Below are 13,682 nucleotides of genomic sequence, written 5' to 3'. Positions count from 1 at the left end.
AGCGCTCAGGAACACCACCGATCAGCCCCTCTCCCATTGGGAGAGGGTTGGTGTGAGGGTCAGGGCTCAGTGCTGATGCACATGCCCGCTCATGGCTGCGCGTTCGGAGCCGCCCAGCACATTGAACATCAGGTTCAGGCACACCGCGCTGACGGCGGCCATGGCGATACCGCTGTGGGTGATGGGGTCCATCCACAGTGGCAGGTGGGCGAAGAACTCGGGGCGCACCACCGGGATCAGGCCCATGCCGATGCTCACGGCCACCAGCAACTGATTGCGGCGGTCGGCGATGTCGGCTTCCTGGAGGATCTTGATCCCGGTTGCCGCCACCATGCCGAACATGGCAATGGCGGCGCCACCCAATACTGCAGGCGGAATCGAGGCCACCAGGTACGCCGCTTTCGGCAGCAAGCTGAGGGTGATCAGGAAGATACCGGCCATGATCGTCACCGAGCGGCAACGCACGCCGGTCATCTGTACCAGGCCAATGTTCTGGGCGAAGGAGGAGTGGGTGAAGGTGTTGAAAAAGCCGGCGATAAACGAAGCGCCAGCGTCACACAACAAGCCGCGTCGCAGCATGCGCGGGGTGACTTCCTGATCGGTGATTTTGCCCAGCGCCAGGAACATCCCGGTGGACTCGACAAAAATGATCACCACCACCAGGCACATCGAAAGAATCGGTGCCAAATGAAACTCCGGCATGCCGAAGTGCAACGGGGTGACAACCTGGAACCACGGCGTATTGTCCAGGCCAGAGAGGTCGACCATGCCGATGGCGCCGGAAAGCACATAGCCCAAGGCCATACCGATCAAGACCGACACATTGACCCAGAAACCACGCATAAAACGGTTGATCAACAGAATGGTGCCCAGCACCAGGGCGGCGATGGCCAGGTACACAGGTGAGCCGAATTGCGCAGCCGCACTGCCGCCACCGGCCCAGTTGACCGCAACGGGGAACAGCGACAGGCCGATCGACGTGATGACAGTGCCGGTGACCAAGGGTGGAAAGAAGCGCACCACCTTGGACATAAATGGCGCAATGATCATTCCGAAAAAGCCCGCGGCGATGGTCGCGCCGAAGATCCCGGTCAAGCCGATACCCGGCATCCCGGCCATTGCCACCATACTGCCAACGGCGGCGAAGCTGGCGCCCATCATGACCGGCATGCGAATACCCATGGGGCCGATACCCAGCGATTGCACGATGGTGGCCACGCCCGCGACCAGCAGGTCGGCGTTGATCAGAAAGGCGATCTCTTCACGACTCAGGCCTGCAGCCTGTCCGATGATCAGCGGCACGGCCACGGCGCCGCCATACATCAGCAGCACATGCTGCAAACCGACCAGGATCAGTTGCAGCATGGGTAGCCGCGCCAGCGGGGGCGGGGCGGTCACGGCGGCTATGCGCGGTTCGGTTAAATCGGACATGCAACACCTCGGTCATTTTTATTGTTGTGAGCTAGTGGTGTGTTCTTGCGGTCGCAGCGGGGGCGGCGACCGCAAAGGCTGTGCGTCAGTTGGTCCGGGCTCCTGCATTGATCCAGGCACCGACCAGGTCACGTTCCTGTTGGGTCATCTGAGTGATGTTGCCCAACGGCATGATCGGCGTGACAACAGCCTGAGCCTGAATGCGCGGGGCCATCAGCTGGATCTGTTGCGCGGTGTCGAACATCACGCCCGCCGGGGCCGCACTGAACAACGGGCTGCTTGGGGTGGCGGAATGACAGACCGTGCAGCGCTCCTGGATCACCTTGTGCACTTGTTCAAAATCAACGCTGGCCACTGGCGCTGCAGCAGGTGCCGGTGCCGGTGCAACTGGCGGAGCATCTGCAGCCTTGACCCCGCCCAGGGCGGTTTCCGGCAGCGGTTGGTGCTTGATCACCTTGGCGGTTTCTGGCGCTGTCGACACAGGCTTTGGACCGGTAACGTAAGCCAGGCAAATCATCCCCAGTGCCGCAACCGGCAAGGTCCAGGCATATTTGTGGCTGTCGTGGCGGGTGTTGAAGTAGTGACGTACCAGCACTGCCAGCACCGCAATCCCGGCCAGGATCAACCAGTTGTACTGGCTGCCGTAGGTGCTCGGGAAGTGGTTGCTGATCATGATGAACAGCACTGGCAAGGTGAAGTAGTTGTTGTGTCGCGAACGCAGCAGGCCTTTGGCCGGCAGTGCCGGGTCAGGGCTGCGGCCTTCCTTGATCGCGGCGACCAGGGCACGTTGTGCCGGCATGATGGTGCGGAATACGTTGCCGACCATGATGGTGCCGATAATGGCGCCCACGTGCAGGTATGCACCGCGCCCGCTGAACACTTTGCTCAGGCCGAACGCTGCTGCAACCAGCAGCACAAACAGGACAAAACCGAGCAACGCCGGGCGTTTGCCCAGGGCGGAGTCGCACAGAAAGTCGTAAACGAACCAGCCGGCAATCAGCGAACCGATACCGATGGCAACCGCTTCAGGGCCGCTCATGCTGCTGCCCGGAGCAATCAGGTACAGCGCGGGGTTGAAGTAGAACACCAGACAGAGCAGGGCGATGCCCGACATCCAGGTGAAATAGGCTTCCCATTTAAACCAGTGCAGGTTTTCCGGCATGGTGGGAGGGGCCAGTTTGTATTTTTCGAGGTGGTAAATACCGCCGCCGTGAATCGCCCATAGATCGCCAGCAAGGCCATCCTTGGGGTTGGCCCGGTTAAGGTTGTTCTCCAGCCAGACGAAATAAAACGACGCGCCAATCCAGGCCACACCGGTAATCATATGAATCCAGCGCACGCTCAGATTCAGCCATTCCATTAGATGTGCTTCCACAGTCTTTACCTCTTGCCCGTCACTCTTTTGTGAGTGTTGGACCTTCTCTTATTGGTGGGGGGCGAGGAACAACAACTGATCCTCTTTAAAGAAATGCTCATCGCAGTTATTGCCGCTGCCACTGCGATCAACCACCAGGAAGTCATCCCGCTTTTCGATCGTCAGCACCGGGTGGTGCCAGACGCCGCGATGGTAATTAATGCCCTGCCTGCCATTACTGACAAAGGCGCGGACCAGGCCCGATACAGGTTCGTCGCCAACGGGCGCGACCACGATCAGAAAGGGGTTGCCGAGCAGCGGTATAAAAGCCTGGCTGCCCAGCGGATGGCGCTCCAGCATGCGTACGGTAAACGGCATGTCCTGCGCCTCGGCGCGGAAAATGCTGATGATCGCCTTGTCCTCTGGCGTAGCCGTTTCGACCTCGGCCAGACGATGAAAGCGCATGGTCGAACCGTTGTTGATCATGAAGTGGTCGCTGCCATCGGTTTCAATCACGTCACCGAACGGGGCGAAGGCTTCTTTGGTCAGTGGTTCAATCATCAATGTGCGCATGGTGGTCTTCTTATTCGGGTTTCTGTCAGGTAATCGTGTTGCTTTTGTAGTCGCTGGCGCAGGCTTCGAGCCCCGGGATGAATCGCAGGGCCTTGAGACAACGGGTTGCTCCGCAACCCTTCACAGCCTGCGGCAGCGACTACAGGCTCAGCATTACTTCGCTACTTTGCCCAATACGCGGATGCGGCTTACACCACCATCCGGGAACAGGTTGAGGCGAATGTGGGTGATCGGGCCGAGGTTTTTCAGTTGCTCGCTGTAGGTGTGTTCAGCGTGCATTTCCATTTTTTGGCTCGGCAGCAGCTCACGCCAGAACAGCGACTGGGTTTCGATCTGGCTGTCGGTACCGCCCTTGACGAACGCGCCCTGGATCGAGCAGCTGTCGGGGTAGTTGCCCTTGAAGTGCAGGGTGTCGACGATGATTTTTTCGATCTCGCCCGGGTGACCCAGCGCTACGATGACCCAGTCATTGCCCGGGGTACGACGACGTGCAGTCTCCCAGCCGTCGCCCATGTTGATGCCACGGCCCGGGTTGAGGATGTTGCTCATGCGGCCGAAGTGTTCGTCGGAGCAGGCGAGGGCGCGGCCACCGTTAAGGGCTGCGGCCAGGTCGACCTGTTCGTTGTCGCCCACTGCCGACCAGTCGCGGAACGGCACGCCGTAAACACGCAGACGCGCTACGCCACCATCCGGGAAGATGTTGAAACGCAGGTGGCTGAATGCCTGGTCGTTGTTGATTTCGTGGTAGTGATGGCTGTTGCCCTGCAGCTCGACGGCCGACAGTACTTCCACCCACTGGGTGTTTTCATTTGGTTCGCCCGAGGCCAGGAAGCAGGCTTCCAGCGAGGCCGATGGCGGAAAGTTGCCGGTGAAGAATGAAGTGTCGATGTCCACACCCTTGATCGAGCCCGGAACGCCAAGACGGATGACGGCACTGTCATAGCCTTCAAAGCGCTTGCGGCGGGACTCCCAGCCGTCCATCCACTTGCCGTTATCATCGAAAACGCCCTCCTTCCATACGGCCGGGGTCGGCTGGAACATGCGGTTGGCGTCGGCAAACCAGTCATCGGTTACCGAAACGATTTTGGTGCCCAGGCGGGCATCGGCCAGGTTGACGAACTTCTCGAAAGGTACGGCGTAAGCTTTCATTCTTCTTGTCTGCCTTTAAATGAGTGGCTGGAGATGCGTCATCGGCACATGCCGGTTCGGCTTAGAGCTGGAGTAATCGGAACAGGGCGATTTTGTTGATTTCTGCCAACGCGCATTTGAACTCGACGTCTGCCGGGTTGTGGATGCGGGTTTCGAACGCGGCGAGGATCTGGTGCCGGTCGCTGCCTTTTACCGCCATGATGAAGGGAAACTTGAACTTGGCTTTGTAGGCGTCGTTCAGCTCGGTGAAGCGTTGAAACTCTTCGGCCGTGCATTGGTGAATACCGGCGCCAGCTTGTTCGTTGGTGCTGGCTTCGGTCAGTTGGCCCTGGACGGCTGCTTTGCCGGCCAGGTCCGGGTGAGCGTTGATCAGTGCCAGCTGGCTGGCGTGATCGGCGCTCAACAAAATGTCACTCATGCGCTGGTGCAGGGTTTCGATCTGATCGACGCTGCTGTCCAGGCCCAGGTCGTAGGCCTTTTCGGCAACCCAGGGCGAGTGTTCGTAGATATCGGCAAAAGCCGCCACGAAGGCTTCACGGCTCAGTTGTGAAGGCTTGAGGGTCTTGAAGGCGCTCATTTGGCGGTCTCTGCAACAAAAGGGTGGGTGGCGTGCCAGTGGCGGGCAATGTCCACACGACGGGTGAACCAGACCTGCTCGTGACTCTTGGCGTATTCGATAAAACGCTTGAGGGCGGCGAGACGCGCAGGGCGGCCAATGAGGCGGCAATGCAGGCCGATGGAAAGCATTTTCGGCGACTCTGCGCCTTCGGCGTACAGCACATCGAAAGCATCCTTGAGGTACTGGAAGAATTGCTCTCCGGTGTTGAAGCCCTGCACCTGGGTAAAGCGCATGTCATTGGTATCCAGGGTGTAGGGGATCACCAGGTGCGGCTTGCCGGTAGGGTTGTTGGGCTCCCAGTAGGGCAGGTCGTCATCATAGGTATCGCAGTCATACAAAAAGCCGCCTTCTTCCATTACCAGGCGCCGGGTATTGGGGCCGGTGCGGCCGGTGTACCAGCCCAGCGGGCGTTCGCCGCTGATTTCGGTGAGGATGCGGATGGCTTCGAGCATGTGTTCACGCTCTTGCGCTTCGTCCATGTACTGGTAGTCGATCCAGCGGTAGCCGTGGCTGCAAATCTCGTGGCCGGCGGCGACCATGGCGCGGATTACATCCGGGTGACGCTGGGCGGCCATTGCCACGGCAAACACCGTGAGCGGAATATCGAACTCGCGAAACAGCTTGAGGATGCGCCACACGCCGGCACGGCTGCCGTACTCGTACAGCGACTCCATGCTCATGTTGCGCTCGCCCTGCAGCGGCTGGGCCGACACCATTTCCGACAGGAAAGCTTCCGACTCCTTGTCACCGTGCAGGATGTTGCGTTCGCCGCCTTCTTCGTAGTTGAGTACAAAAGACAGGGCGATACGGGCGTTGCCCGGCCAATGCGGATGTGGAGGGTTTGGACCGTAACCAATCAGGTCGCGTGGGTAGTCAGCGCTCACTGCAGTCTTCCTTATTGTTCGTGGTAACAGTCGATTGGCCAGACCTGGCGTCACTGCGATGAGCTGATTGTATACAACTTTAGATTTTATTTGTAACCCTGATTTTTCCTATTTCTATCACGATTTGTACAGAAAGAGTACTTGCAAGAAACCTGCCTGATTGGTCAGTTTATGGGCGAAAGGTCTCTAAGGACTGCGGCTTTGACGATTAATGCCGTGCAGGCCCCGTAGCTTCGGGGGGGCGCAGATTGTCATTTTTAATTGTGTACAATTTTTTTGATAAATGTCTTAATCGTGTCTTCGTCGTGCCTTTTGGTGAGCCAAAAGAGGGCGGCAGCCGTTTTTTTCACGACTCGGGAGGTCGCACAATCAATGGGACGTTTGACTACGCACGTTTTGGATGCCGCACACGGCTGCCCGGGCAGCTCGATCAAGGTCGAGTTGTATCGGGTTGAAGGTTCGGGGCTGGAGTTGGTCGCTACAGCGCTGACCAATAGCGATGGCCGTTGCGACGCGCCATTGCTGGAGGGGGATGCCTACCGTTCGGGGGTTTACCAGGTACAGTTCAGTGCCGGTGATTACTACCGCGCACGGGGTGTGAAATTGCCGGAGCCGGCGTTTCTGGATGTGGTGGTACTGCGTTTCGGGATCAGTGCCGAGCAGGATCACTACCATGTACCGCTACTGATTTCGCCGTACAGCTACTCGACCTATCGCGGTAGCTAGCCGTTTTCGATCTGCGCATGTGGTTATTTGCCCGCTCACACTGCGGGCTTTTTTTTGCCTGCCGGATAAGCGCTGATGTTTTGTAGTCGCTGAGGAGCGAAGCGAGGCTGCGATCGGCGGCGAAGCCGTCGTAAAGCCAGACACCCCGGCGTATCAGATACATCGAGAACTCAGGTTTTACGACGGCTTCGCCGCCGATCGCAGCCTTCGTTCCAGCGACTACAGGTTAACGATTAACGGCTCAGCAACGACGCCGTACCCGCCACGCCAAACAACCCGGCACTGACCCGGTTGAACCAGCTCTGGCCCTTGCCGCTGCGCAGGTAGCCCGCCGCACCGTGGGCACCCAGGCCGTAGGCCAGCTTGCACAACAGGTCGAGTACGGTCCAGGTGGCGATCATCACCAGTAACTGGTTGAGGAACGGCAAGTCGGGGTTGAGGAACTGCGGCAGGAACGCGGCGAAAAACAGAATGTCTTTCGGGTTGCTCGCGCCCAGCACAAATGCGCGCCCAAACAGGGCGCCAAAGCGCGGTATTGGTGCAGCGTCCGGCACGTTGGTGACGGTGGCTGGCTGGCGCGATTGTTTCCAGCTTTGCCAGGCCAGGTAAAACAGATACAGCGCACCGACGATCTTCAGTGCGCTGAACAGTTTTTCCGAAGCCAGCAGCAGTGCGCCCAGGCCCAGGGCCGAAGCACTGAGCAGGCAGATAGAGGCAAACACACCGCCCAGAAAGGCCGGGTAAGAGCGGCGCAAGCCGTAGTTCAGACTGTTGCTGATCATCAATAACGACAGCGGCCCCGGAATCAGGATTACCACCAATGCCGCGCTGCTGAACAGCAGCCAGGTTTCCAGACTCATCACTTCCTCCCAAACAACAAAGGCCCCGCATCATTGCGGGGCCGATTGATACCGCCCGGTTTACAGGTAAATAAACTTGGCGATGAAAATAGCGCAGAGCACCCACAGGCTGACGGAAATTTCCCGATATTTGCCGGTGCCGGCCTTGAGTGCCACATAACTGATAAAGCCCAGGGCAATGCCGTCGGCGACCGAGAAGGTCAGCGGCATCATGATCACGGTCACAATGGCCGGGATGCAGTCAGTGGGTTCGTCCCAGTTGATATGCTGCATGCCGCCCATCATCAGCATGGCCACGTAAATCAGTGCGCCTGCAGTGGCGTAAGCGGGGATCATGCCAGCCAGCGGGGCAAAGAACATCGCGGCGACAAACAGCACGCCTACGGTGACGGCGGTGAGCCCGGTGCGCCCGCCCGCCGCAACGCCGGCGGCACTTTCGACATAGCTGGTCACGGGCGGCACGCCGACCACGGCGCCGAACACGCTGGAGGCGCTGTCCGCCTTGAGGGCCCGGGACAGGTTTTCGATCCTGCCGTCGGCCTTGACCAGCCCGGCACGCTGGGCCACGCCCATCAGAGTGCCAGCGGTGTCGAACATGTGTACAAACAGAAAGGCCAGCACCACGCTGATCATGCTGATATTGAATACACCCTTGAGGTCCATGGCCATCCAGGTCGGTGCCAGGCTAGGCGGTGCCGACATAATGCCGTTGTAATGCACCAGATCCAGACCCCAGCCAGCCAGGGTTACGGCGATGATACTGATCAGAATGGCGCCGAAGACGCGGTGATAACTCAAGATTGCAATCATCAAAAAGCACAGGGCTGCCAGCAACGGCGCCGGGTCGCGCAACGAGCCGAGCTTGATCAGGGTGGCCGGGCTGTCAACGATGATGCCCGAGGTTTTCAGGCCGATGATCCCCAGAAACAAACCCACCCCTGCGCCCATGGCGTAGCGCAGACTGACGGGAATGCTGTTGAGCAGCCATTCACGTACCCGCGACAGGGTCAGAATCAAAAACAGCACGCCGGAGACAAATACCGCACCCAGTGCCGTTTCCCAGCTGTAGCCCATGGTGCCGACCACGGTGTAAGTAAAAAACGCATTCAGCCCCATACCTGGCGCCAGGCCTACCGGCCAGTTGGCGTAAAGCCCCATCAACAGGCTGCCGAGGGCGGCGGCGATACAGGTCGCGACAAACGCGGCGCCATGATCGATGCCTGCATCGGCCATGATGTTGGGGTTGACGAAGATGATGTAGGCCATTGTGATAAAGGTGGTCAACCCGGCGATCAGTTCGGTTTTGACCGTGGTGCCATGCAGCGACAGTTTGAACAGGCGCTCCAGCCAGCCACGGGAGGAGGGCGGTGCAAGTTCAACGACGGGTATTTCTGACTTTTGGCTGTCCACGGTGATTCCTCAGGCTTTTATTGTTTTTAAGGGCACTGGTTGAGGCGAGAGATGGGTTTTCTGACTTTTAGGTCAAGAACGCAAGTGAGGTGAATTATGCTTTTGTATACAAAAAAAGCAAATAATGTTTTTTAAGTTGTCTTCGAAAAGTGATGGGTGGACGTCAGTTTTCTGTGGGAGCGGGCTTGCTCGTGATGGGATCGCTGCGGTGCAACTTGAGTACTGTGGTGCCTGTATCGCGGGCAAACACGCTCCCACAACAAGCCAGTGCCCTCAGGAGCCCTGCTTTAAAGCTGTCGGCTCTGGCCCAGGGCATGATTGATCGCCAGCCAGCCATTCACCGCATCTTCACCTGCCTGGGCGAACACCCTTTGCAGCAGTTTGACTTGCTCGCGGCGCAGGCTTTTTTCGAAAGCCACACCGTCTGCAGTCAGCTCCAGCAAGCGTTTGCGCTTGTCGGTCTCGGGCGCAACGCTGCGCACCAGGTCCATTTCAATCAACTGGCGCAAAGGCGTGTTGAGTGCCTGTTTGCTCACGCCCAGCAAGCTCAGCAGTTCCTTGACGCTGACACCCGGGTAGTGGGCGATAAAAAAAACAATACGCTGATGCACCCGACTCAGCCCACGACGTGCCAGCATTTCATCCGCCTTGGCGGTAAATGCTTGATAGCCAAAGAAGAAGGCTTCCATGGCGGCACGCTGAGTGGTCGGATTTTTAAGGTCAAGCATATTGACGTATCTAGGCTTCGCGGCGTAGTTTCGGTCAACCAGTTTGACTTATTTCCAATTACTTCCGCTACCGGTGATCTGTATGGCCTTCTCCGAACGTGTTTCCCGCCTGAAAAGCTCTTTGATTCGTGAAATTCTGGCTGCGGCCCAACGTCCGGAAGTCATGTCTTTCGCTGGCGGACTACCGGCCGAGGCCATGCTGCCCAAGGTTGACTGGACCGATATGCCTGCCTCGATGGGCCAGTACGGCATGAGCGAAGGCGAGCCGGCACTGCGTGAAGTGCTGGCTGCAGAAGCCCGTGCGCTGGGCGTGAATTGCGATGCCAGCCAGGTGATGGTACTCAGCGGTTCGCAGCAGGCGCTGGATCTGGCGGCCAAGCTGTATATCGACAAGGGCACGGAAATCATGCTCGAAGCACCGACCTACCTGGCGGCGCTGCAAATCTTTCAATTGTTCGGCGCCGAATGCCTGACGTTCCCGTTGCAAGCCGATGGCCCGGACCTGGCTGCGTTGCGTGTACAGCTGGAAAAACACAGCCCGGCGTTTATCTACCTGATCCCGACATTCCAGAACCCGTCTGCCGTGCGTTATAGCGAAACCAAACGTGACGCCGTAGCGGCCTTGCTCGACGAGTTCGACGTAACCCTGATCGAAGACGAACCGTACCGCGAGCTGAACTTCGACGGCGGCAGCGCCACGCCGATTGTCAGCCGCCTGAAAAAAGCCAGCTGGATCTACACCGGCACCGTGTCCAAAACCCTGTTGCCGGGCCTGCGCGTCGGTTTCCTGATTGCCAGCCCTGACCTGTTCCCGCACTTGCTGCGCCTCAAACAATCAGCTGACCTGCACACCAACCGTGTTGGCCAGTGGCAAGCCTTGCAGTGGATCGGCACCGAGAAAATGACTAATCACCTGGCCGAACTGCGTGATTTCTACCGAGTGCGCCGTGACGGTTTTCAGCTGGCGCTGGAAGAGCACTTTTCGGACCTGGCTGACTGGCATGTGCCACAGGGTGGCTTGTTCTTCTGGCTGACCCTCAAGCAGCCGTTCGATACCCGCACTCTGCTCAAGCCTGCGCTGGAGCAAAACGTGGCCTTTATGCCGGGTGAGCCGTTCTTCGCCAACCCGGATCAGAACGTGGGTAGCTTGCGCCTGAACTTCAGTCACATCGATCCGGCGCGCCTGCATGAAGGTCTCAAGCGTCTGGCCAACGTGATTCGTCAGGCACAGGCTGCCCAGGCAGCCTAAGGGAGGCGCTATGCTCAAGGTTTATGGCGATTACAATTCGGGCAACTGCTACAAGATCAAGCTGATGCTGCATTTGCTGGGGCTTGAGTATCAGTGGTTTGCGGTGGATATCCTCAAGGGTGAAACCGAGACCCCGGAGTTTCTGGCGAAAAACCCCAACGGCAAAGTACCGGTGCTGGAGCTGGAAGACGGTACGTGTCTGTGGGAGTCCAACGCGATTCTCAACTACCTGGCCGACGGCAGCGAGTTTTTGCCGGCCGAACCGCGCTTGCGCACCCAGGTGCTGCAATGGCAGTTTTTCGAGCAGTACAGTCATGAGCCTTACATTGCGGTGGCGCGCTTTATCCAGTTTTACCTGGGGCTGCCCGAAGAGCGTCTTGAGGAGTACCGCAAGCTGCAAAAACGCGGGTACAAGGCGCTGGACGTGATGGAGCAACAGCTCAACCGCACGCCGTATCTGGTGGGTGAGCAGTATTCGATTGCGGACGTGACGTTGTATGCCTATACCCATGTTGCCCATCAGGGCGGGTTTGACCTGAGCGGCTACCCGGGTATCCAGGCCTGGCTTGCGCGGGTTGCCAGTCATCCGCGGCATGTGGGGATGCTTGATTGAGCTTATCGATGAAATGGCCGCGGGTTTAGCGGTCAGTCACTGTCGACGAGCAAGTTGTTCAGTGCATGAGCTCGCAGTTCATTGACCTTACTGATGCTTTTCTCGGGAGAGGAGTATATGGCATCACGGGGGTCATTGATCAGCACACGGCCTTGGGTGGTGATAAGGAATTGCAGGTCATCGATATGCAAACTATGGCTTTTCAGTTTGCTGATGATGGACTTGCAGTCATTGATCACGTTTTCGTTGAAATACGCTTTTGTTGGCAGGCTTTGGCGGTTTTGAACAATGTCTTCGGAATCCAGTGCGTCATGAATGAAGTCTTTTGATAGGCCCACAGCACTTCCGTATTTCACCAGGGCGTGAGCGTCAACGACTGGAAAGCCCAGTTCTTTCAATTGCTTGGTCGTTGCTAATTCTTTCGCAGCATATTGCTCTGCTTGGATACTGCCGGTCGTACCTGGGCGAAACAGGCAAATGCACTGGCGGGGGGCTTGCTCGAAATGGAACACGTCCTTCTGGCTGCCGCTGCCGATCTTTTGCCCCAGAGCTGTTATTTCCTTGAACATGCCGGATGCGGCCCTGGCCGTAGCATTGTGATGACTGGGGGTTACAGCCAAGTTTGAGATGAACATGTAGCTCCTCACTCTATAAACCGATGTGGTTTCTGTTTTCCTGCAGTTGAATGGCTGCTTCAAACAGTGAGTGGGGAGCAGAGTGGGACCGGTTCCTGAGATTTCAGCCGCGCCCCGATTCATGGCAATCTGCCGTCAAGCGTTGGCAAAACGCTGGTTCAGGTAATCAATGATCACCTTGGACTCATACATCCAGGTGGTTTTGCCGCCTTCTTCGATGCGCAGGCAAGGCACTTTTATCTTGCCACCTTGCTCCAGCAGGGTCTGGCGATCCTGCTCGTTGTTCTTCGCGTCACGCAGGGCCACTGGCACATTCAGACGGCGCAGGGTGCGGCGGGTTTTCACACAGAACGGGCAGGCATGGAACTGATAAAGTGTCAGGCCCTTGGCTGCCTGGTCGACCTGTGCCTGAGCGGCGGCAGGGCGCTGCTTTTTGCTTGGACGTGTCACGAAATCGCCAGCGATGATGAGTTGACCCAGGCCTACGCGAAGCGCTTTGATAAACACAGTAAAAGCCTCATGGGCAAATAAGAAGGGGCGAAGCTTACCTGAAAATCGGCAGGCGAAAAAAAACCGGCGATAAACGCCGGTCTTTTGCTGCCGTCAATTACTTGATCAGGCTGAGAAACTCGCTGCGCGTGGCGGCGTTTTCGCGGAACTCACCCAGCATCACCGAGGTGATCATCGACGAATTCTGCTTCTCGACACCGCGCATCATCATGCACATGTGCTTGGCCTCGATCACCACGGCAACGCCCAGGGCGCCAGTGACTTGCATCACTGCGTCGGCAATCTGGCGGCTGAGGTTTTCCTGGATCTGCAGGCGGCGGGCGTACATATCGACAATACGCGCCACTTTCGACAAGCCCAGCACTTTGCCGCTCGGAATGTAGGCGACATGGGCCTTGCCGATAAACGGCAGCAGGTGGTGTTCGCACAGCGAGTACAACTCGATGTCCTTGACCAGCACCATTTCGCTGTTGTCTGAGCTGAACAAGGCACCGTTGGTGACTTCTTCCAGGGTTTGTTCATAGCCGCGGCAAAGGTACTGCATGGCCTTGGCGGCACGCTTTGGCGTATCCAGCAGGCCTTCACGGGAAACGTCTTCGCCGAGTTGACCGAGGATCGCGGTGTAGTTTTGTTCCAATGTCACAGGGCTATATTCCATGCGGGTTTCATAGTGGTACCTCGTCGGGTCGTACCAATTTTGTACCAATCATGCTGTTTTCGAGTTTCCCGAGCTCGCTCCAGTCCATGCTGGAATTGAGCCATCTAGCGTAGATCGAGAGCAACATCTGTACGCTGTGGCCAAGCTGATTGGCGATAAACGCAGGGTTCATGCCTGCCATAAGGCACATGGTAGCGTAGGAATGGCGTCCGTTGCATTGTCTGCGCGCCATGATCCTGATTTCCCGACTGTCAGCCCAGGCCCAAGCCACCCGCGCAAGGGC

At 57.9% G+C, this 13,682-nt stretch carries 15 protein-coding genes and 1 pseudogene; 3 read left to right on the top strand and 13 right to left on the bottom strand.

Annotated features, from left to right (window positions below; genetic code table 11):
• Positions 1-66: 66 nt before the first annotated feature.
• The 6 genes from CJU81_RS20420 to puuE form a co-directional block, all read right to left on the bottom strand.
• Entirely contained in the window at positions 67-1,431 is a 1,365-nt protein-coding gene (locus tag CJU81_RS20420) for a nucleobase:cation symporter-2 family protein (RefSeq protein ID WP_095038006.1), read from the bottom strand.
• An 85-nt stretch (positions 1,432-1,516) separates the two neighbouring features.
• Positions 1,517-2,806 carry a urate hydroxylase PuuD gene (locus CJU81_RS20415; RefSeq protein ID WP_095038005.1) on the bottom strand — a complete coding sequence of 430 codons (1,290 nt, stop codon included), beginning with the start codon at positions 2,804-2,806 and terminating at the stop codon, positions 1,517-1,519.
• Positions 2,807-2,854: 48 nt separating this feature from the next.
• On the bottom strand, positions 2,855-3,358 hold the full coding sequence (locus CJU81_RS20410; protein WP_095028685.1) for an ureidoglycolate lyase: 504 nt from the start codon (positions 3,356-3,358) through the stop codon (positions 2,855-2,857).
• Positions 3,359-3,511: 153 nt separating this feature from the next.
• Entirely contained in the window at positions 3,512-4,507 is a 996-nt protein-coding gene (gene alc / locus CJU81_RS20405; protein ID WP_095038004.1) for an allantoicase, read from the bottom strand.
• 61 nt (positions 4,508-4,568) lie between these two features.
• Positions 4,569-5,084, bottom strand: a complete 516-nt coding sequence (gene uraD, locus CJU81_RS20400; RefSeq protein WP_095003468.1) for a 2-oxo-4-hydroxy-4-carboxy-5-ureidoimidazoline decarboxylase — start codon at positions 5,082-5,084, stop codon at positions 4,569-4,571.
• The gene (gene puuE / locus CJU81_RS20395; RefSeq protein WP_016781498.1) at positions 5,081-6,010 is read right to left on the bottom strand and encodes an allantoinase PuuE; all 930 of its coding nucleotides are present in this window, start codon (positions 6,008-6,010) and stop codon (positions 5,081-5,083) included. The genes uraD and puuE overlap by 4 nt, the downstream gene beginning before the upstream one ends.
• 372 nt (positions 6,011-6,382) lie before the next feature.
• Between puuE and uraH the strand changes: the two genes are divergently transcribed.
• Entirely contained in the window at positions 6,383-6,736 is a 354-nt protein-coding gene (gene uraH, locus CJU81_RS20390; protein ID WP_016781497.1) for a hydroxyisourate hydrolase, read from the top strand.
• Positions 6,737-6,969: 233 nt separating this feature from the next.
• On the opposite strand, the gene CJU81_RS20385 is transcribed toward uraH, so the two are convergent.
• The 3 genes from CJU81_RS20385 to CJU81_RS20375 all read right to left on the bottom strand — a co-directional run bounded on the left by CJU81_RS20385 (position 6,970) and on the right by CJU81_RS20375 (position 9,734).
• Positions 6,970-7,596, bottom strand: a complete 627-nt coding sequence (locus tag CJU81_RS20385; RefSeq protein WP_095028681.1) for a LysE family translocator — start codon at positions 7,594-7,596, stop codon at positions 6,970-6,972.
• A 60-nt stretch (positions 7,597-7,656) separates the two neighbouring features.
• Positions 7,657-9,006 (bottom strand): NCS2 family permease, encoded by a 1,350-nt coding sequence (locus CJU81_RS20380; protein WP_095038003.1) that lies wholly within the window; start codon positions 9,004-9,006, stop codon positions 7,657-7,659.
• A gap of 287 nt (positions 9,007-9,293) precedes the next feature.
• Positions 9,294-9,734, bottom strand: a complete 441-nt coding sequence (locus CJU81_RS20375) for a MarR family winged helix-turn-helix transcriptional regulator (protein WP_095028679.1) — start codon at positions 9,732-9,734, stop codon at positions 9,294-9,296.
• 82 nt (positions 9,735-9,816) lie between these two features.
• On the opposite strand from CJU81_RS20375, the gene CJU81_RS20370 reads away from it, so the two are divergent.
• Entirely contained in the window at positions 9,817-10,983 is a 1,167-nt protein-coding gene (locus CJU81_RS20370; RefSeq protein ID WP_095038002.1) for an aminotransferase-like domain-containing protein, read from the top strand.
• A gap of 10 nt (positions 10,984-10,993) precedes the next feature.
• The gene (locus CJU81_RS20365; RefSeq protein WP_095038001.1) at positions 10,994-11,596 is read left to right on the top strand and encodes a glutathione S-transferase family protein; all 603 of its coding nucleotides are present in this window, start codon (positions 10,994-10,996) and stop codon (positions 11,594-11,596) included.
• Between the two features lie 32 nt (positions 11,597-11,628).
• Here the strand turns inward: CJU81_RS20365 and hopBF1 are convergent, their stop codons facing one another.
• The 4 genes and pseudogenes from hopBF1 to CJU81_RS24290 form a co-directional block, all read right to left on the bottom strand.
• The gene (hopBF1, locus tag CJU81_RS20360; RefSeq protein WP_176464886.1) at positions 11,629-12,231 is read right to left on the bottom strand and encodes a T3SS effector protein kinase HopBF1; all 603 of its coding nucleotides are present in this window, start codon (positions 12,229-12,231) and stop codon (positions 11,629-11,631) included.
• Between the two features lie 135 nt (positions 12,232-12,366).
• Positions 12,367-12,738, bottom strand: a complete 372-nt coding sequence (locus tag CJU81_RS20355; RefSeq protein ID WP_095038000.1) for a glutathione S-transferase N-terminal domain-containing protein — start codon at positions 12,736-12,738, stop codon at positions 12,367-12,369.
• Positions 12,739-12,838: 100 nt separating this feature from the next.
• Entirely contained in the window at positions 12,839-13,384 is a 546-nt protein-coding gene (gene folE / locus CJU81_RS20350; RefSeq protein ID WP_019826593.1) for a GTP cyclohydrolase I FolE, read from the bottom strand.
• A 22-nt stretch (positions 13,385-13,406) separates the two neighbouring features.
• Positions 13,407-13,643 (bottom strand): annotated as a pseudogene (locus tag CJU81_RS24290) (site-specific integrase); the annotation flags it as partial.
• Positions 13,644-13,682: the final 39 nt, after the last annotated feature.

Source organism: Pseudomonas fragi (assembly GCF_002269505.1).
In the GTDB taxonomy this organism is placed as follows: Bacteria; Pseudomonadota; Gammaproteobacteria; order Pseudomonadales; family Pseudomonadaceae; genus Aquipseudomonas; species Aquipseudomonas fragi_D.
The sequence above is the reverse complement of the archived record's forward strand: the minus strand, read 5'-3'. Positions and strand labels throughout refer to the sequence as shown.

What these genes read in the sequence shown, in the direction of transcription:
- CJU81_RS20420 (WP_095038006.1), bottom strand. Translation starts at nt 1,431, where the DNA reads ATGTCCGATTTAACCGAACCGCGCATAGCCGCCGTGACCGCCCCGCCC.
- CJU81_RS20410 (WP_095028685.1), bottom strand. Translation starts at nt 3,358, where the DNA reads ATGCGCACATTGATGATTGAACCACTGACCAAAGAAGCCTTCGCCCCG.
- alc (WP_095038004.1), bottom strand. Translation starts at nt 4,507, where the DNA reads ATGAAAGCTTACGCCGTACCTTTCGAGAAGTTCGTCAACCTGGCCGAT.
- uraD (WP_095003468.1), bottom strand. Translation starts at nt 5,084, where the DNA reads ATGAGCGCCTTCAAGACCCTCAAGCCTTCACAACTGAGCCGTGAAGCC.
- uraH (WP_016781497.1), top strand. Translation starts at nt 6,383, where the DNA reads ATGGGACGTTTGACTACGCACGTTTTGGATGCCGCACACGGCTGCCCG.
- CJU81_RS20385 (WP_095028681.1), bottom strand. Translation starts at nt 7,596, where the DNA reads ATGAGTCTGGAAACCTGGCTGCTGTTCAGCAGCGCGGCATTGGTGGTA.
- CJU81_RS20375 (WP_095028679.1), bottom strand. Translation starts at nt 9,734, where the DNA reads ATGCTTGACCTTAAAAATCCGACCACTCAGCGTGCCGCCATGGAAGCC.
- CJU81_RS20370 (WP_095038002.1), top strand. Translation starts at nt 9,817, where the DNA reads ATGGCCTTCTCCGAACGTGTTTCCCGCCTGAAAAGCTCTTTGATTCGT.
- CJU81_RS20365 (WP_095038001.1), top strand. Translation starts at nt 10,994, where the DNA reads ATGCTCAAGGTTTATGGCGATTACAATTCGGGCAACTGCTACAAGATC.
- hopBF1 (WP_176464886.1), bottom strand. Translation starts at nt 12,231, where the DNA reads ATGTTCATCTCAAACTTGGCTGTAACCCCCAGTCATCACAATGCTACG.